The 18,105-nt window shown below is 49.7% G+C and carries 15 protein-coding genes and 1 pseudogene; 11 read left to right on the top strand and 5 right to left on the bottom strand.

The genetic code is table 11. The annotated features are described in order from the left end of the window. The first annotated feature begins 63 nt into the window (after window positions 1–63). The 3 genes from BLR73_RS03280 to BLR73_RS03270 are packed head-to-tail and all read left to right on the top strand — an operon-like array spanning window position 64 to window position 3,913. Window positions 64–1,440, top strand: coding sequence for a PTS galactitol transporter subunit IIC (locus tag BLR73_RS03280; protein WP_033150025.1), 1,377 nt, complete (start codon window positions 64–66; stop codon window positions 1,438–1,440). 30 nt (window positions 1,441–1,470) lie between these two features. Continuing rightward, a complete protein-coding gene (gene kduI, locus BLR73_RS03275) occupies window positions 1,471–2,457 on the top strand; it encodes a 5-dehydro-4-deoxy-D-glucuronate isomerase (RefSeq protein WP_369821129.1) in 987 nt (328 codons plus the stop codon). Between the two features lies 1 nt (window position 2,458). Then, window positions 2,459–3,913, top strand: coding sequence for an MFS transporter (locus BLR73_RS03270; RefSeq protein WP_073043164.1), 1,455 nt, complete (start codon window positions 2,459–2,461; stop codon window positions 3,911–3,913). A 181-nt stretch (window positions 3,914–4,094) separates the two neighbouring features. On the opposite strand, the gene BLR73_RS03265 is transcribed toward BLR73_RS03270, so the two are convergent. After that, on the bottom strand, window positions 4,095–4,859 hold the full coding sequence (locus BLR73_RS03265) for a nitroreductase family protein (RefSeq protein ID WP_073043162.1): 765 nt from the start codon (window positions 4,857–4,859) through the stop codon (window positions 4,095–4,097). A 307-nt stretch (window positions 4,860–5,166) separates the two neighbouring features. On the opposite strand from BLR73_RS03265, the pseudogene BLR73_RS03260 reads away from it, so the two are divergent. From BLR73_RS03260 to BLR73_RS03235, 6 genes and pseudogenes are all read left to right on the top strand, one after another. Continuing rightward, window positions 5,167–5,607, top strand: a pseudogene (locus BLR73_RS03260) (ribonucleoside-triphosphate reductase); the annotation flags it as partial. A gap of 106 nt (window positions 5,608–5,713) precedes the next feature. Further along, window positions 5,714–6,073: a dihydroneopterin aldolase gene (folB, locus tag BLR73_RS03255; protein ID WP_369821134.1), complete on the top strand. Its 360-nt coding sequence runs from the start codon at window positions 5,714–5,716 to the stop codon at window positions 6,071–6,073. 78 nt (window positions 6,074–6,151) lie between these two features. Next, window positions 6,152–7,378: an N-acetylmuramoyl-L-alanine amidase family protein gene (locus tag BLR73_RS03250; protein WP_091858906.1), complete on the top strand. Its 1,227-nt coding sequence runs from the start codon at window positions 6,152–6,154 to the stop codon at window positions 7,376–7,378. Window positions 7,379–7,395: 17 nt separating this feature from the next. Further along, entirely contained in the window at window positions 7,396–8,298 is a 903-nt protein-coding gene (locus tag BLR73_RS03245) for an MlaD family protein (protein WP_091858903.1), read from the top strand. Window positions 8,299–8,627: 329 nt separating this feature from the next. Further along, entirely contained in the window at window positions 8,628–10,049 is a 1,422-nt protein-coding gene (gene dnaA / locus BLR73_RS03240; RefSeq protein WP_091858900.1) for a chromosomal replication initiator protein DnaA, read from the top strand. Window positions 10,050–10,123: 74 nt separating this feature from the next. Further along, complete coding sequence (locus BLR73_RS03235; RefSeq protein ID WP_232221054.1) at window positions 10,124–10,672, top strand: YiiX/YebB-like N1pC/P60 family cysteine hydrolase; 549 nt, start codon at window positions 10,124–10,126, stop codon at window positions 10,670–10,672. On the opposite strand, the gene BLR73_RS03230 is transcribed toward BLR73_RS03235, so the two are convergent. Further along, a complete protein-coding gene (locus BLR73_RS03230) occupies window positions 10,673–12,730 on the bottom strand; it encodes a TonB-dependent receptor plug domain-containing protein (RefSeq protein WP_091858897.1) in 2,058 nt (685 codons plus the stop codon). 180 nt (window positions 12,731–12,910) lie between these two features. On the opposite strand from BLR73_RS03230, the gene BLR73_RS03225 reads away from it, so the two are divergent. Continuing rightward, window positions 12,911–14,281: an inositol-3-phosphate synthase gene (locus BLR73_RS03225; protein WP_091858894.1), complete on the top strand. Its 1,371-nt coding sequence runs from the start codon at window positions 12,911–12,913 to the stop codon at window positions 14,279–14,281. 591 nt (window positions 14,282–14,872) lie between these two features. Beyond that, entirely contained in the window at window positions 14,873–15,256 is a 384-nt protein-coding gene (locus tag BLR73_RS03220) for a hypothetical protein (protein ID WP_139294663.1), read from the top strand. 3 nt (window positions 15,257–15,259) lie between these two features. On the opposite strand, the gene BLR73_RS03215 is transcribed toward BLR73_RS03220, so the two are convergent. The 3 genes from BLR73_RS03215 to BLR73_RS03205 are packed head-to-tail and all read right to left on the bottom strand — an operon-like array spanning window position 15,260 to window position 18,057. Continuing rightward, a complete protein-coding gene (locus BLR73_RS03215) occupies window positions 15,260–15,745 on the bottom strand; it encodes a dihydrofolate reductase (protein WP_033150036.1) in 486 nt (161 codons plus the stop codon). A 56-nt stretch (window positions 15,746–15,801) separates the two neighbouring features. Continuing rightward, window positions 15,802–16,596, bottom strand: coding sequence for a thymidylate synthase (locus BLR73_RS03210; protein WP_073043145.1), 795 nt, complete (start codon window positions 16,594–16,596; stop codon window positions 15,802–15,804). A 54-nt stretch (window positions 16,597–16,650) separates the two neighbouring features. Then, complete coding sequence (locus tag BLR73_RS03205) at window positions 16,651–18,057, bottom strand: methyltransferase RsmF C-terminal domain-like protein (protein ID WP_233456501.1); 1,407 nt, start codon at window positions 18,055–18,057, stop codon at window positions 16,651–16,653. Window positions 18,058–18,105: the final 48 nt, after the last annotated feature.

The raw sequence follows: 18,105 nt of genomic DNA, 5'->3' as shown, positions 1-18,105 counted from the left end.
GTTCGCTTTCTCGTGTTGTTCGGCAAAAATGTGTATCTTTGCACCAAAAATCGACTAAAAACAATGGAACAAGTATTCAGTTACATTATCAGTCTTGGTGCATCAGTCATGATGCCCATACTGTTTACTATTATTGGACTTTGTATTGGATTAAAATTCGGAAAGTCCTTGAAGTCAGGACTTTACGTAGGTGTAGGATTTGTTGGTCTGGGCATTGTAACGGCCCTGCTAACTAACAATTTTGGCGATCCGCTTTCTGAGATTTCGCGTTTGTACAACCTGCAGCTCGGCGTGTTCGATATGGGTTGGCCGGCAGCAGCTGCTGTGGCTTACAACACGGCTGTAGGCGCACTCATTATCCCCATCTGTCTGGGTGTAAACTTCCTCATGCTCATCACCAAAACCACCCGCACCGTTAATATCGACCTGTGGAACTACTGGCACTTTGCCTTTATTGGTGCCGTAGCCTATTTCGTGATGGATCAGAGTCTGGCATGGGGCTATTTCGCCGCTATCGTATGCTACATCAACACGTTGGTAATGGCCGACCTTACAGCGCCTAAGTTCCAGGGCTATTACGAGGGTATGGAGGGTATCTCTATCCCGCAGCCTTTTGTGCAGAGTTTCACCCCGTTTGCCATGCTCGTTAATAAGGGCTTGGATATGATTCCTGGTTTCTCAAAGCTGGATATCGATGCCGAGGGCCTGAAAAAGAAGTTTGGTGTGCTGGGCGAGCCCCTGGTGTTGGGTGTTATCGTAGGTGCGCTGATTGGTGCTTTGGCTCAGTTGGATATTAAGAAAATCCTGTTCCTGGGTGTTACCATGGGTGCTGTGATGGAGCTCATCCCACGTATCACCAAGCTGTTTATCGATGGCTTGATGCCTATCTCAGAGAAAACTCAGGAGGTGGTTAAGAAGAAGTTCAATGGTAAGAAGGTATATATCGGCATGTCGCCAGCATTGGTCATCGGTCATCCCACCACGCTGGTAGTATCGCTGCTGTTGATACCTGTAACTCTGGGCTTGGCTGTTATCCTGCCAGGCAACCAGTTCCTGCCATTGGCCTCGTTGGCTGGCATGTTCTATGTGTTTGTGATGGTGCTGCCTTACACCAAGGGTAACGTGGTTAAGACCTTTATCGTAGGTTTGGTGGCTCTGGCCATCGGCCTGTGGTTTGTAACCGATATGGCGCCCGCCTTTACACAGGCCGCCCACACCGTGTTTGAGCAGACGGGCGATAACGCCGCCAAGATTCCTGAGGGCTTCGAGGCTGGTGCGCTCGACTTTGCTTCGAGCCTGTTTGGCTGGACTATCTACAAGTGCGTTAACAACCTGCAGTGGGTAGGTCTGGGCGTGCTTACTGTCTTTACTGCCGCTATGATGTGGTTCAACCGCAAGCGCATTATTGAGGACGAAAAAAAGAATCATGAAGTTCTGTAGTCCGTTGCAAAATTATTAATTAATAACAATATGAAGAAATCTATTTTTACTTTGATGCTTATGGGAAATCTGATGATGGCCTTTGGCCAGCAGAACATGACGTTCCAGACGGCTTGTCACCCCGCCGACGTGAAGCATTACGACACGCAGACCCTGCGCGACCGTTTTGTGATGGAGAAGGTGATGGCGCCCGATGAGATTAACCTCACTTATTCGTACTACGATCGTTTTATCTACGGAGGCGCTATGCCTGTTAACAAGGATCTGAAGCTGGAGACTCATCCCCAGCTGCGTGCCGATTATTTTATGCGCAACCGCGAGCTGGGTATCATCAATACTGGTGGTCCTGGCGTGGTTATCGTCGATGGTCAGGAGTATCCACTCGGCTATAGCGAGGCCCTTTACGTGGGTCGCGGCTGGCTGGGTAAGGACAAGAAGGGTAACGATATCGACTGCAACAAGGAGGTTATCTTCCGCTCAAAGGATGCCAGTAACCCTGCTAAGTTTTACCTTAACTCGGCTACAGCCCACAAGCACTATAAAACACAGTGGGTTACACTCGATGGTCGTAAGAACGGTAAGGTTCAGAGCCTGAAGGCTGTGATTGTTGGTACAAAGGAAAAGCCTCTGGGCACCAAGGCCGAGAGTAATCTGCGCACCATCAACCAGCTGATTGTAAATACTGCCCTTGAGGAGGGACCCTGCCAGTTGCAGATGGGCTTGACCCAGTTGCAGGAGGGTAGCGTATGGAACACCATGCCACCTCACACCCACGGTCGTCGTATCGAGGCATACTACTATTTCAATCTGCCCGAGGGTCATCAGATCAGTCATGTGATGGGCGAGCCCCAGGAAACCCGTGTGGTATGGCTCAAGAACGAGCAGGCCATCATGAGTCCTGAGTGGAGCATTCATTGCGCTTCGGCCACCTATTACTATACCTTTATCTGGGGTATGGCTGGCGAGAACTTGAACTATAACGATAAAGATAACATCGAGGTTAAAGATTTGAGATAATATGACACCAGTACAGACTACAAAAATGTCCAACTTCCGTTGGGTTATCTGTGCGCTGCTGTTCCTGGCAACCACAGTAAACTATATGGACCGTCAGGTTCTCTCTTTAACTTGGAAGGATTTTATCGCTGTTGATTTCCATTGGACCGATGCCGACTATGGTAAGATTACGGGTTTGTTCTCGTTGTTCTATGCCATCGCCAACCTGTTTTCGGGTAAGTTCATCGACTGGATGGGCACCAAGAAGGGTTATCTCATCGCCATCTTTGTATGGAGCACAGGTGCTGTGATGCATGCAGGCTGCGGCTGGGTGGCCATGAATATCGAGGGCTACGACAGTATCGAGGCACTGCGTGCCGTTCAGGCTGGTAGCGATGCCGCTGTGGCCATTGCCACCATCTCAGTATGGTTGTTCCTCTCATGCCGTATGATTCTGGCTGTGGGCGAGGCTGGTAACTTCCCCGCTGCCATCAAGGCCACTGCCGAGTACTTCCCAAAGAAGGACCGTGCTTTCTCTACCTCTATCTTTAATAGTGGTGCATCGGTAGGTGCGCTGGCTGCCCCTGCCACTATTCCCCTGTTGGCCCGTGCCTGGGGATGGGAGATGGCATTCGTCATCATCGGTGTGCTTGGTTATGTGTGGATGGGCTTGTGGATGTGGTTGTACGAGAAGCCACGCAGCAACAAGTTCGTGAACCAGGCCGAGCTGAACTACATTGAGCAGGACAACGACCTTGAAGAGGTGAAGGATCGCGGCGAGGTGAAGGAGGAGAAGGCTATCCCATTCCTCAAGTGCTTTACCTATCGTCAGACTTGGGCATTCCTCGTAGGTAAGCTCATGACCGATGGTGTTTGGTGGTTCTTCCTGTTCTGGGCACCTGCTTACTTCAGCGACCAGTACGGCTATACCTCCGACTCGGCTATGGGTATTGCGCTCATCTTTACGCTCTACCTCATTGTAACCGTTCTCAGTATCGGTGGTGGTTATCTGCCAACCTACTTTGTTGATAAGAAGGGCATGAACCCTTATCTGGGTCGTATGCGTGCCATGTTGATATTCGCTTGTTTCCCAGTTTTAGGTCTGTTGGCTCAGCCTCTTGGTGCTTATAGCGCTTGGTGGCCAGCCATCCTGATTGGCTTGCTGGGTGCAGGTCATCAGGCATGGAGTGCCAACCTGTTCTCAACCATCGGCGACATGTTCCCCAAGAGCACCATCGGCACCATCGTTGGTCTGGGTACTATGACTGGTGGTTTCGGCTCAATGGCCATCAACATGGGTTCGGGTGAGTTCTTTACCTGGGCAGCCAATCAGGGTGCCGCCTTCCAGTTCTTCGGCTTCGAAGGCAAGCCTGCTGCTTACATGGTAGTATTCTGTATCTGTGCTGTAGCCTACCTGATAGGTTGGTGCATCATGAAGGCACTCGTACCAAAGTACAAGCCTATCACACTCGAGTAAGAGATTGTAATTTTTGCTATATATTTAGGCACGGATTAACACGGCCTTTTTTATAAAAAAGACACGGCTTAGTTTACAATGCTAAAGCCGTGTCTTTAATTTATTAAAGCCGTGTTAATCCGTGCCAAAATTAAAATCGCGAGGACGAAAAAAAATCCGTGTAAATCCGTGTAATCCGTGCCTAAATTTTCTGCAGCAGGATGGTGTGGGGGAGGAAACCTTGGCGTTCTAAGGTTTGGAGGAGTGTGGTTGACATCGCCTCGTTGTCCTTGCGGGTGTAGCGGATATCCGTAAATATCTGCGCCAGCGTTTCTTTGTTGTTGATCTTAACAAAGTTCTTATTCTCCTCCAGATTCTCCTTATAATTATAATAGGTGTCGATATCAGCACCCAGATAATCTTGATATGTCTCCTGATGCACAAAACTCTCAAGTGGCAATCGGTCGCTCAGGGCGGGTTCCTCATCAGGCCAACCCACGGTAAGCGTAGCCACAGGCATTACCAGCTTTGGTAACTGCAGCACGTCGATAATCTGCTGGGGCTGATACACGGTGGTACCCAGGTAGCAGTAGCCCAAGCCTTCCTCGTCCATCAGGTTGCACAGCGTCTGTGTGTAGAGTAGGGCATCGGTAGCCGCATTGATAAACGACAGGAAGTTGTCGTAACCAGGCTCGGCCTTGCGACATTTTGCCCAGAAACTGGTGCGGTTAAAATCGGCACAGATGGTAAGCACCACAGGCGCCTGTTTCACCATGGGCTGGTTGAAATGGGCAGGTGCCAGCTTGGCTTTCATGTCGTCGCTTCGGGTCACCACCACGCTGTAAAGCTGCAGGTTTCCCATGGTCTGGGTGCGTGCAGCCTCGTTCATCAGGCGGTTCAGCAACTCGTCGCTCACTGGCTCCTGGGTGTATTTTCTGATGGTTCGTCGTGTCAATAAATGTTTCATATCTCTTAATTTTGCTTATAAAAATCTGCTTTTTTGTATTATTTGGTTGCAAAAATACAAATAATTCGGCAAATTTATCTAACTTTGCACGCAAAAATAGTTTGATATGGAAGAAAACTTGCGAAGTGAACTCGTTGAGCGTATTGCTCACGAACTCACAGCCATAGGTCAGCACAGCGATGCTACTCTGTCCGAGGAGCGTGTGGCCAGCATCCTTAACCAGTGCCTCAAATCGGTTAAGGCCGATGATGCCGAATTGCTGCTCACGTTGGCCAATCAGGCATTCGATATCTTCTTGTTGGGCACCCGACCCGAGGTAACCGAGGTGCGTCCTGAGGTGTTGGAGTGCGACGTGGTACGTTTCCAGAATAACCGCGAAAAATGGGTGGCATTGGTAGGCTTGCTGAATGGCTACCCTTACGAGATATTTACAGGCTTGGCCGACGACGAGGATGGCATTGTGCTGCCCAAGACCGTTACCACGGGTAAGATCATTAAGCAGGTTAACCCCGATGGCACCAAGCGTTACGATTTCCAGTTCGAGAACCGTCGTGGCTATAAAACCACCGTCGAGGGCCTCTCTGAGAAGTTCAACCCCGAGTACTGGAACTACGCTAAACTGATATCAGGTGTGCTGCGTTATCGCATGCCTATCGAACATGTCATCAAGCTGGTGGCTTCGCTCTCGCTCAAGGATGAGAGTATCAATACCTGGAAAACAGGTGTTGAGCGCGCACTGAAGAAGTACGCTCCTGGCTGCCACGATGAGGAGGAACTCCAGATGGAGGATTAAACAACATTAAACATTAAAGATTAAACATTAAACATTGGAGATTAAACATTAAACATTGGAGATTGAAAGTTACATATATCTGGACGAGGTTCGCTTTTATGCCTTTCATGGGGTGATGCCCCAGGAGACACAGGTTGGAGGCGAGTTTTTGGTTAGCTTGCGTGTGGGTTATCCCATCCAGGGGGCTATGGAAACCGACGATGTGGCCGACACGCTGAACTATGCCGAACTGTTCCAGTTGGTAAAACAGCAGATGGACATCCCCTCAAAGCTGCTCGAACATGTGGCAGGTCGCATCGTAAAGGCCATCCACGAGCAGTTTCCGCAGGTGTCGAGCATCCATCTACGTATCACCAAGAAGAATCCGCCGATGGGGGCCGATGCCGCTGGAGCGGGAGTCGAGGTAAATGTAAAAATGTAAAAATTAAAAAATTGAAGATTGGTTAGGAACGTGATTAGGTTAAGATATATATTATGTGTGCTGCTGCTGGGAGGGGCTATGATGGCCCAGGCAGCTGGTAAAAATGGTTTTACGTTGGTGATCGATGCCGGTCATGGCGGTCACGATACGGGTGCCGTGGGTGCCGTCTCTAAGGAGAAGAATCTCACGCTGAAGTTTGCGTTGGCCTTCGGACGTATGGTTGAGCAGAACTGTCCCGACGTAAAAGTGGTTTATACCCGCAAAACCGATAAGTTTGTAGAGTTGTACCGTCGTGCCGAGATAGCTAATCAGGCCAAGGCCGATTTGTTTATCTCTGTCCACATCAATGCCTTGCCAAAGGGTAGGGTGGCACGTGGTTTCCAAACCTACACCTTAGGTACCAGCAAGCGTACAGGCAAGCAGACTGGTGTGCTGCAGAACCTGGAGGTGGCCAAGCGCGAGAACTCGGTTATCTTTATGGAGAAGGACTACCAGCAAACCTATCATGGCTACGATCCTAACTCGCCCGAAAGCGATATCATGTTTGAGTTTATCCAGGATAAGAATATGGAGAACAGCGTTGAGCTGGCCAAGTACATGCAGCGTTACGTGTGCCAGGCCACTGGCCGCCAGGATATGGGTGCCCAGCAGGACAACCTGGCTGTGCTGCGACTCTCGTCGATGCCTGGTGCGCTGCTGGAGTTGGGCTTTATCTCAACCCGCGACGAGGAGGAGTTTATGAACTCGGCCCGTGCCGAAACCCTGTATGCCACAGGTATGTTCAATGCCTTCCTGAACTATCGTAAGCGTCATGGTGGTAACATCACCATCCCTTATAAGAAGATTGAAGAGGCTGAGCCAGAGCGCCGTTTGGCCCCACTGCCCGATGTGCAGGTTGAGGAGCCACAGGAGCAGGTAGCCGAGGCCAGGGTTGAACCCGTAGAGGTGCGCCAGGTTAACGAGTCCAAGCCTGTAGTAGAGGCACAGGTATCTGCAAAGGCCGAGCCCAAGCCTGCTGCAGCAGCTGCCAGCAGCGATGCCCCTGTGTTTAAGGTGCAGATACTCTCAAGCTCCAGCAAGCTCAAGGCTGGCGATGCCCGCTTTAAGGGTCTTACCGATGTTGATTCGTATCGCGATGGCGGTATGTACAAGTACACCGTTGGCGCATCAACCGATTACAACGAGATCTACCGCTTGCGCAAGCAGGTGGCTGCCACCATCCCCGAGGCGTTTATCATTGCCTTCAAGGGCGGTCAGCGTGTAGATGTGAATGCGGCTATCCGCGAGTTTAAATCAAAGAAATAAATTATAAGCTATAAGATATGAAAAAGTTTTCGAAAGAAATTCAGATTGCCCTGGTGGCCATTGCTGGTCTGTTGGTGCTCTATTTTGGTTTGCACTTTCTAAAGGGAATGACGCTGTTTTCTGGCGACAACAAATATTACGTTAAGTTCAAGGATGTAAGCGGCCTCTCGGTGGCCAGTCCTATCTTTGCCAACGGCTACCGTGTAGGTGTGGTCGAGGAAATCATGTTCGACTATCAGAACACAGGCGAGATTGTGGCTGCTATCGATGTAGATACCGAACTGAGTGTGCCCAAGGGCAGTCGTGCCGAGATTGCTACCGACCTGATGGGCAATGTAAAAGTGCTGCTGGTGCTGGGTAATGCTGCCGACGGTATGGTGGCCCCTGGCGATACCATCACAGGCAGTCAGAAGGTAGGCGCTATGGGTAAGGCTGCCGATATGATTCCAGCCGTACAGCAGATGCTGCCTAAGCTCGACTCTATCCTGGCCAGCGTAAATACCCTGTTGGCCGATCCTGCCATCGCCAACTCGCTGCATAATGTCGATCAGATTACTGCCGACCTGACACGCACCTCGCACGATCTGAGCCTGCTCACAGCACAGCTCAACCGTCAGATGCCCCAGATGCTGCAGAATGCCGATGGCGTGCTGGCTAACACCAACCAGATTACCAAGGATATCAGCAACATGGATTTTGCTGCCACCATGACCAGTGTTAACACCACGCTGAAGAATGTAGAGCAGATGACTGCCGCCCTGAACAGCCGCGAGGGTACCCTCGGACTGCTGATGCGCGACCCCAGTCTGTATTACAACCTGAACAGCACCATGATGCATGCCGACTCGCTGATGCTTGATCTGAAGCAACATCCAAAACGCTATGTTCACTTCTCAGTTTTCGGCAAGAAAGACAAGTAAATTAGATTTTGTCTAAATAACAAATTTTGGCCATAGGTACGTTTTTTGTACCTTGGCCATTATTATTTGTGTGTTCGCACACGCGTAAGTGCCTGATTTTCAGGGTTTGGTGCGTTTGCAAGTGCGCAAAATTGGTACTGCTTTTGTGAAACATCGTAACTATCACGTTTTTAAGCAGTTACAAATCGTGTACACACATTGAGGAAAATTGGGCATTTGCAAGTTTCAAAAATTTGTTTTACCTTTGCACTCGGAAACAACAATAAACTCTACAAGCCTAAGTCTTGTATATTGTTCGATTAAAATTTAAAAAATATAACATTCGCCAAATGAATAATAATCATCAGGCGCTCTGGGCCAACTGCCTTCGTCTCATCCAGGCTAACGTTACAGAGCAACAGTACAAAACGTGGTTTGCACCAATCGTGTTCGAGTCGTTCGACGAAGCGAACCGTTCGGTTCTGGTGCAGGTTCCAAGCCGATACGTATTCGAGTTCTTGGAGCAGTACTACGTTGGATTATTAAGTAAGGTATTAGAGCGAGTGTTTGGTACCAATGTAAAACTCAATTACAGAATCGTTGAGGTTAAGGCCGCTACTGCTAAGGGGCACGACGTTACTACCGATGTTGAGAGCGAGGGTCCCAGCTTGGAGACTGTACCCGCCCGCCAGCATCTTAACAAGTCGCCCAATGTGCTCGATGCACCCCGTCAGCAGCAGCTCAACCCCCAGCTCGACACCAAGAAGGGTTTCCACAACTATATCGAGGGTAACTCTAACAAGCTGCCTCGTACCGTTGGTCTCTCTATCGCCGAGCACCCAGGTAAAACCACCTTCAACCCCTTCTTTATCTATGGCCCATCAGGTTGCGGTAAAACCCACCTCATCAACGCCATCGGACTGAAGTGCTGCGAGCTTTATCCTAACAAGCGCGTGCTGTACGTAAGTGCCCGTCTGTTCCAGGTACAGTTCACCGATTCTGTACGTCAGAATACCACGAACGATTTCATCAACTTCTATCAGAGTATCGACGTGCTCATTGTCGACGATATTCAGGAGTGGGTAAATTCGCCAAAAACACTCGATACTTTCTTCCATATCTTCGATCACCTGTTCCGTATCGGCAAGCAGATTATTCTGGCCAGCGACCGTCCCCCAGTAGATCTTACTGGTGTTAAGGACCGCCTGCTTACCCGTTTTGCCTGCGGACTGATTGCCGAGCTCGAGAAGCCCAACGTGCAGTTGTGTGTAGATATCCTGAACGCTAAGTGTAAGCGCGACGGACTGAAGATTCCTGCAGATGTGATCGAGTATATCGCCCAGACTGCTAATGGCAGCGTACGCGACTTGGAGGGTGTGGTAAACTCGCTGATGGCTTACTCGATTGTTTACAACTCAAATATCGATATGAAGTTGGCCGAGCGTGTGATTAAGCGTTCAGTTAAGGTCGACAACCATCCGCTTACTATCGACGATATCCTTGATAAGGTTTGCAACCACTATGGTGTAAGTCAGCAGAGTGTGTTCAGCAAGAGTCGCAAGCGCGATTTTGTGCAGGCCCGTCAGATTTCTATGTATCTAGCTCAGAAGCACACCAAGATGCCTTCGTCGCGTATTGGTCAGCTCATCGGCGGTCGCGATCACTCTACCGTTATCCACAGCTGCAATGCTGTCGAGCAGCGCCTTAAGATTGATAAGGCCTTTGTAGCCGAGCTCAGCAGCATCGAAAATTCGTTTAAGCTTAAAGGTTGATGCGTTTTAGCATGAAAACAATATTTAGTTTATGCTTGTTGTTGACAATATCCCTGCAGGGCGTTGCTCAGAACATGGCACAGCAATTACAGGAGGGCGACCTCCTGTTTTGCATTTCTGCTCAGGGTAATCATATCACGCAAGTTACCCAGGGCGTTGATGATTTGGCTATCGACCATGTTGGCATGGTGCATTTTTGTAAGGATAGTGTTTTTGTGCTCGAGGCTATCCACCAGGGCGTAGTGCTAACGCCTATCGATAGCTTTCTGGTGCGTCGCGATTCGCTGGTCATCGCCACTCGGTTAAAAGATACCATTGGCGTGGCAAGTTCCGTTCAGCGTGCCCTGCAGTATTTAGGTCGCCCTTACGACTTTATGTTCATGCCTAGCGACGACGAATTCTATTGTAGCGAGTTGGTGCAGAAGAATTATCTTGATGCCGATGGCCAGCTGATATTCGAGCCCATCCCCATGTCGTTCCATGATAAAACGGGCAAAGTAACCCAGTTTTGGAAGGATTACTATGCCCGTAAGGGTTTTCAGGTTCCTGAGGGCTGTCCGGGTAGCAATCCTGGCGATTTGTCGCGCAGCCCCAAGCTCAGGTTCCTGTTCAGTTTCCGTTAACTACAGTTGGATGTTAAATCCAGCCATCCACCATCTGCCTGGTTGTGGTATGTGACCAAAGTCAACGTACGTTTTGTTCAGCAGATTGTTAGCCTCTACATACATCGTGTAGTTATCGGCATTCCAACTCAGTCGTGCGTCAACTATGCCGTAAGGCTTGTATTCGGTTATCTCGCCGTCGGCGTTGGTGTAGGTGCCCGTGCGGTCCTGCATGCGGTAGCTTATATTAGCATGCAAGCGCTTCCAGAGGTTGGCCTGTAACTGTGCCACCAGTTTGTGTCGCAGATACTCCAGCGTGTACTGGCTCTGTATGCCGTCGGTCTCCACCTTATCCTGGTCAATGTAGCTGTAATCTACCTGCAAGCGTTTCAGTATGTGTTGTGCAGGCATCATCTCCTGTAGGTTCAGGGCCAGTGTGGCCTCTATACCAGTGGCGTTCACCTTGGTAAAGTTTACCGATTCCCATGGTGCATCCACATCATCGCTGCGCCTGATCCAGTCAATCAGGTTCTTGCAGTGGTTACGATACACGCTCAGCTTGGCGTCAACCAGGTACGAGTTGTATTGCAGTCCGCCCTCTACGGCCGCCAGTTCCTCAGGTTTCAGGTGCTTGTCGGCCTTATGCCCGCCCACCGAGTAGTACAGCTCGGTAACCGATGGCATGCGTAGCGATGTGTTGTACGATGCATACACCTTCCAGTTGCTGCCAATACGGTAGCTGGCATCAATGCCTGGATACAGACGCATGTTCATCTCGTTCCACGAGTTTTTTACGGCCACCACGCCTGCCGAAAGGGTAAAGCGCTCAAGCAGTATGTTATGTTCCAGCACAAAGCTCATGTTGGTGCGGTTCAGACCGTACTCGTAGTTACGGTCGGTACCATGAATATGGTGTGTGCGCGATAGTGGCTCGCCCAGATTGCCGCTCACAAGGTCTTCGTTGCGCAGTTCGGCGCCTATGGCTGTGCGCCCTGCAACCCAGTCAAAGTGGCTGTTCAGATTCACGCCGTACACATCCGTGCGATGGTAGTTAAATGGGTAGATATCGGGTGCATCTCTAAACAGCTCAAAGCGGTCTTGCGATCTGTTCCAGTATATGGTTGGTTTCAAGTGCAGGCGCCCTTGTTTGTTCTCGGCTGTTACGGCAGTGTAGGTTTTCAGTGTGTGCTCAAACTGGTCGTCCCATTTGGCGCCATAAAAGGTGTTCGAGCCAAAATCCCTTACGCTTATACCTGCATGCCAGTTCACGCGTATGTCGTTGTCGTCGTACTGTCCCTGGTAAAAAGCCTTTCCGCTTTTGTAGTCGGCATTCAGTTTGCCAGCCTTATTGCGGCTGTAGCCGTCGCTTCGGGTATAGCTGCCCGTCAGGCTGTGGCTGGCTTTTCCGCCAAAAGCCACACGTCCGCCCACATTGGCATAGCCATACGATCCTGCTTCGGCATGCACGGCAGAGGGTAGGGTAGGCTTCGTCACAATGTTGATTGCTCCTACCAGACTCGACGTTCCATACACACGCCCTGCAGGTCCCTCAAGCACCTCTATGCGCACTATGTCGCTGATGTCTACAGGAAAGTCGAAGGCGTTGTGCCCTGTTTGCGGGTCGCAGATGTTGATTCCATTCAGCAGGATGGTAATCTGCTCGTAGTTGCCGCCTCGAATCGACACGTCGGTCTGGGCACCGATGGGTCCTCGTTGCCTAACATCCACGCCTACAGCGTACTTTAAAAGGTCGTTTACACTTTGTACTGGCGCCTGCGCAATAGCCTTGCGGTCCAGTACAGTTACCATTCTCGCAGCCTGACTCTTGGTCAGTGGCGCCCTCGATCCGGTTACGCTAACCTCGTCGAGCATCATCTCGCGTGCAGTTGTCGTAGCGGTTGAGTCGCTCACCACAGGGTGTGTGCTCACGCTCTCGGCCGATGCGTAGGTAAGGGTGCTAACCGATAGCACGCTGCAAACCACCTCGCGGCCCAGACAACTGAATAGCGAGTAGCCCTTGTTTCCGAAACGACGGAAAACCAGGCGCTGGCGCTTCATGTTGAATGCTTGTTTGTACATAAATAATATTTGTTACCTAAAAAAATCGGGTGCAAAATTAATGTATTTTTCTGTAACAAAACACTTAAAAGCTGTAAAACTTTGCAAAAATTTTAAGTTTTCTTTGCTTGTTTCAATTTATTTGTGCACCTTTGCAGCGCACTAAACATAGATATGTTTATCAACCAAATAAAGTAAGAAATGACACAAAACAAAGTAACCCCCGCCCAGGGAAAGCTGGGCATCCTGGTAGTTGGCTGTGGCGCCGTATCTACCACTTTTATTACGGGTGTGCTCATGGCTCGCAAGGGCTTAACCAAACCCGTAGGTTCAATGACTCAGTACGATAAGATACGCGTTGGTCGTGGTGCCGATGCCCGTTATCTGCACTATGCCGACATCGTGCCCCTGGCTAAGCTCGATGATATCGTGTTTGGCTGTTGGGATGTGTATCCGCAGAACGCCTATCAGGCAGCCATGTATGCCGAGGTGCTGAAAGAGAAGGATATCGAGCCCGTTCGCGATGAGCTCGAGAAGATTGTGCCCATGCCTGCCGCCTTCGATAAGAACTACGCCAAGCGCCTGGATGGTGATAATGTGAAAGCCTCCCTGAAAGCCTCCCCCGACCCCTCCAAAGGTAGGGGAGTCATGCCGACTCGTTGGGAAATGGTGGAGATGCTGCGTAAGGACATCCAGCAGTTCAAGGCCGCTAACGATTGCGCCCGCGTGGTAGTGCTCTGGGCTGCCTCTACCGAAATCTACGTGCCCGTGTGCGAGTCGGTTCACTATCAGCTCTCTGATCTCGAAGCCGCCATGCGTGCCGACGACCGCGAGCATATCGCCCCATCCATGTGCTATGCCTATGCAGCTCTGAGCGAGGGCGCCCCATTCATCATGGGTGCTCCTAACACCACCGTCGATATCCCTGCCATGTGGCAGCTGGCCGAGCAAACCAAGATGCCTATCGCTGGTAAGGATTTCAAGACCGGTCAAACGCTTGTTAAGTCAGGTTTTGCCCCCATCATCGGCACCCGCTGCCTGGGACTGAATGGCTGGTTCTCAACCAATATCCTGGGCAACCGCGATGGTCTGGTACTCGACGAGCCTGCCAACTTCCGTACCAAGGAGGTATCAAAGCTCTCAACCCTCGAAACCATTCTTAAACCCGATGTGCAGCCCGACCTCTACGGTCATGGTAACGACGAGGACACCCAGTATTACCATAAGGTTCGCATCAACTATTATCCCCCACGCAATGATAATAAGGAAGGTTGGGACAACATCGATATCTTTGGCTGGATGGGCTATCCCATGCAGATTAAGATCAACTTCCTGTGCCGCGACAGTATCCTGGCAGCACCCCTCTGTCTCGACCTCTGTCTGCTTAGCGACCTGGCCGCCCGTGCTGGTCGTTATGGCATCCAACGTTTCCTCTCGTTCTTCCTCAAGTCGCCTATGCACGACTACACCCAAGGCGAGGAGGCCGTTAATCATCTCTATCAGCAGTACACCATGCTCAAAAACGCCATCCGCGAAATGGGCGGCTACGAACCCGACGAAGAGATCGATTAAACTTTAAACATTAAATTAAGCACGAAGAGAGGTCTGTGAACTGGTTTGCTGGCCTCTTTTTGTTGTGGGGTATTTGTGCTTGTTAATATTTTTGTTTAGTTTTTGTCTGCAGCTATTCTGAAGGCTTTTTTGCGCCCACACGTGGCAGATTTTTCTCGTGCACGTAGAAGATTGTTTTCCCTCGCGTGGGAGTATCATCTCTATCTGTATTTTGATGATGCAAAGGTAAGGAATTTTCGTTATACTATGAAATGTCAACTGTTAATGAATTGTTAAATTCACCAAGGTGCTGTAAGTGTTACAGTAGTGACAGTTACAGTTTCTTTAATGAGCCCTAAAAACTAACAACTAAATTTTTACTATATATAATATATATATTATATATAGTAATTAATTTTGTAAAAAATTCTTTCTTTTTGCATATTTGCTCGCCTAAAAAACTGTAACTGTAACAATTGTCACAGTGATTCCATTAGATAGATTAATTTAATCAATTTTTGCAATTATATTTTTGGTGCTTTCATTTATTCTTAGTATCTTTGCAATGTGAACTAAAACGTGATTGTGCACTATTGATAACATGATATGATGATGAAGAAATTAATAATCTTTTTACTGATGATGTGTGGCTGCTGTGGGGTTAAGGCGGCCGGACTGGATGGAAAATACCTGTCGCAGAGTGGCGAACTGATGTTTGTGTTTAAGGGCGACAGTCTGTACGTGGATATTGCGCAGAGCATGCGTAACCTGTCGGCCTTTAAACTGGTGAAGAACAGCGAGAATAAGGCTACCACGAGCTTTAATGCGTACGAAACGTACCTGAAAAACGGTGCAGTAACTTATCGCGAAGTGCTGATACGTGTAACCAAACTGGAGGAGGAAAAGACGTATCTGCTGGAGTACTTTGGAAAGGATAAGGATAGGGAGTATAACTCGAACGAGCGATACCATATTAAAAAAGTTGATGGCGAGTAACCATCAACTTTTTCTAATATAGTCGACGAAGGCGTAGCGGTGGGCGTGGCGATCGTCGATGTCGTGTGATTCGCGGGCGGCCTCTTTCCACTCATCTTTGTAGGGAGGGAAGAAGGTGTCGGCCTCGGCTGGGGTATCGTCGATCTCTGTCAAGCAGAGGCGATCGGCCAGGGGCAGGGCCTGCTGGTAAACGCTGGCACCACCGATGATATACACATCCTCGTCGGGGGCGCAATGAGCCAGGGCCTCGTCTAACGATGGATACACATCGCAACCTGGAAAAGCACTCACACTACGGCTGAGCACGATGTTACGACGATTGGGCAGGGCGCCCTTGGGCAGCGACAGGAAGGTGTTGCGACCCATAATAATGGTATGCCCGGTAGTGAGCGCCTTGAAGCGCTTAAGATCGTTTGGCAACCAATATATTAACTTGTTCTGAAAACCAATGGCTCTATCCTGAGCCACCGCTGCAATTATACTAATCATTAAAGATTAAACATTAAACATTAAAGATTAAACATTAAACATTAAACATTATAACATTAGACCGAAACTTCGGCTTTGATGTGGGGGTGGGGATCGTAACCCTCTAACTGAAAATCTTCGAACGTAAAGTCGAACAGATTCTTAACATCGGGGTTGAGGATCATCTTGGGCAGCGGACGAGGCTCGCGGGTGAGCTGCAGCTTGGCCTGCTCGATGTGGTTGAGATACAGGTGGGTATCGCCCGTGGTATGGATAAAGTCGCCTGCCTTAAAGCCTGTTACCTGTGCCATCATCTGCAGCAGCAGGGCATAACTGGCAATATTAAAGGGTACGCCAAGGAAGGTGTCGGCCGAACGCTGATAGAGTTGCAGCGACAGACGATCATCGGCTACATAGAACTGGAAGATGGTGTGACAAGGGGGCAGGGCCATCTTGTTGACCTCGGCCACATTCCATGCCGACACAATCATTCGACGCGAGTTGGGATTGTTTTTCAACTGATCGAGCACATACTGTATCTGGTCGATGGTGCCGCCATTATAATCGGGCCACGAACGCCACTGGTGACCATAAACTGGACCAAGCTCGCCATTCTCGTCGGCCCACTCGTTCCAGATGCGAACGCCATGGTCCTGCAGGTATTTTACGTTGGTGTCGCCCTTAAGAAACCACAACAGCTCGTAGATGATACTTTTAAGGTGGAGCTTCTTGGTGGTGAGCAAGGGGAAACCATCGTCGAGATTATAGCGACTCTGGGTACCAAAGATGCTGATGGTGCCTGTACCGGTGCGGTCGCCCTTCTGGGTGCCTTCGGTAAGGATGCGGTTCAGGATGTCTAAATACTGCTTCATTTATGTAGATTAAACATTAAAGATTAAACATTAAATTCTTACATTCTTAAATTTTTAAATTTTTACATTTTTCAGCACTTCGGGTGGTTCGGAGGGCAGGTGGGTGCTCTTGATGCGCCAGGCCTTGGGGTAGAGGTTGTTGGCACGGTTGCCGATGTTTTTGGCAGGACCAAGCGGTTGCCCCTGATAGGTGATGGTGACGATGCCGCGAGGGGTATCAGGCGGCAGCACGAGTGCCTCGCCACGCAGATACTTGAGGGCCTCGGCGTAGGGCACATCGACGTACACGTCGCTGTGCTCCAATTCGGCCGAGAGCACCTTTAATTGAGAATTGACAATTGACAATTTACAATTCTTGGTGCTGCCACTATCACCTTGTTTGCGCAAAGCGCAGACAAACAGACCCTCGCCACGGGTGATGCCGGGGATGAAACGATAAACGGGCTCATTAAATCCCTGGAGCAGCGAACCTGTGATATTCCACGAGGGATCTACAGGGATATCGAGCACCTGGGCATCGTAGGTATCCAGTATCCAACGGATATTCTCCTCGTTCTCCTTAGTATTATATGTACACGTACTATATATAAGCAGGCCGCCAGGGTTTAAGCATTCCCAGGCATCGGCCACAATCTCGCGCTGCAGTTGCCAGCATTTCTCCACATTCTGCGCACTCCACTCGCTGATGGCATTGGGATCCTTACGGAACATGCCTTCGCCTGAACAGGGCACATCGCACAGAATGAGATCGAATTTAAGCTTGGCCTTACGGAAATCGCGAGGGTAGTTGTTGGTGACGATGTGGTTAGGACCGCCCCATTTGGTAACGTTCTCCAATAGAATCTGGGCGCGATTGCCCATGGGCTCGTTGCTGATGAGCACGCAATCATCGGGCAGCACACTACGCAGGGCAGTAGATTTGCCGCCAGGGGCTGCGCAGAGATCTAATGCACATTGAACATTGACCATTGAACATTGACCATTCTTGCCTTGCAAGCCAGCAGAGCTGGAGCGGACCATTGAACATTGACCATTCTTGCCTTGCAAGCCAGCAGAGCTGGAGCGGACCATTGAACATTGACCATTCTTGCCTTGCAAGCCAGCAGAGCTGGAGCGGACCATTGTAATCGGCTTTGCCGCTTCGCTTGTCGAAGAACATTGAACATTACGAAGGATGTGGGTGACGAACATAGAGGAGGCCTCTTGTACGTAGTAGCAGCCGGCATGGAGTAGGGGATCGAAGGTGAACTGAGGGCGATCGTTGAGATAATAACCCTCGCTGCACCAAGGTACCTGACTATCAGAATGGTCCATGGTCCATGGTCCATGGTCAATGGCTATTCGTGGATTCACACGAATAGAAGTTGGCGCCTCTTCGTCGAAGGCTCCTACAAAGCGATTATATCTCTCATCGCCCATGATACGGCGTGTTTCTGCTACGAAATCTGCGGGTAAATTCACCATTATATCCGAAATTTGTGGCAAAATTAAAAAAAATCTGAGAAAAAA

The organism is Prevotella sp. khp1 (assembly GCF_900102205.1).
GTDB lineage: Bacteria > Bacteroidota > Bacteroidia > Bacteroidales > Bacteroidaceae > Prevotella > Prevotella ruminicola.
This window is presented reverse-complemented; position numbering and strand designations above follow the sequence as displayed.

Bases quoted from the DNA above. Each gene is read 5' to 3' on its own strand.
- BLR73_RS03230 (WP_091858897.1), bottom strand. From the start codon at position 12,730: ATGTACAAACAAGCATTCAACATGAAGCGCCAGCGCCTGGTTTTCCGT.
- kduI (WP_369821129.1), top strand. From the start codon at position 1,471: ATGAAGAAATCTATTTTTACTTTGATGCTTATGGGAAATCTGATGATG.
- BLR73_RS03225 (WP_091858894.1), top strand. From the start codon at position 12,911: ATGACACAAAACAAAGTAACCCCCGCCCAGGGAAAGCTGGGCATCCTG.
- BLR73_RS03245 (WP_091858903.1), top strand. From the start codon at position 7,396: ATGAAAAAGTTTTCGAAAGAAATTCAGATTGCCCTGGTGGCCATTGCT.
- BLR73_RS03270 (WP_073043164.1), top strand. From the start codon at position 2,459: ATGACACCAGTACAGACTACAAAAATGTCCAACTTCCGTTGGGTTATC.
- dnaA (WP_091858900.1), top strand. From the start codon at position 8,628: ATGAATAATAATCATCAGGCGCTCTGGGCCAACTGCCTTCGTCTCATC.
- BLR73_RS03250 (WP_091858906.1), top strand. From the start codon at position 6,152: ATGATGGCCCAGGCAGCTGGTAAAAATGGTTTTACGTTGGTGATCGAT.
- BLR73_RS03280 (WP_033150025.1), top strand. From the start codon at position 64: ATGGAACAAGTATTCAGTTACATTATCAGTCTTGGTGCATCAGTCATG.
- BLR73_RS03215 (WP_033150036.1), bottom strand. From the start codon at position 15,745: ATGATTAGTATAATTGCAGCGGTGGCTCAGGATAGAGCCATTGGTTTT.
- BLR73_RS03265 (WP_073043162.1), bottom strand. From the start codon at position 4,859: ATGAAACATTTATTGACACGACGAACCATCAGAAAATACACCCAGGAG.
- BLR73_RS03220 (WP_139294663.1), top strand. From the start codon at position 14,873: ATGAAGAAATTAATAATCTTTTTACTGATGATGTGTGGCTGCTGTGGG.
- BLR73_RS03210 (WP_073043145.1), bottom strand. From the start codon at position 16,596: ATGAAGCAGTATTTAGACATCCTGAACCGCATCCTTACCGAAGGCACC.
- BLR73_RS03235 (WP_232221054.1), top strand. From the start codon at position 10,124: ATGGCACAGCAATTACAGGAGGGCGACCTCCTGTTTTGCATTTCTGCT.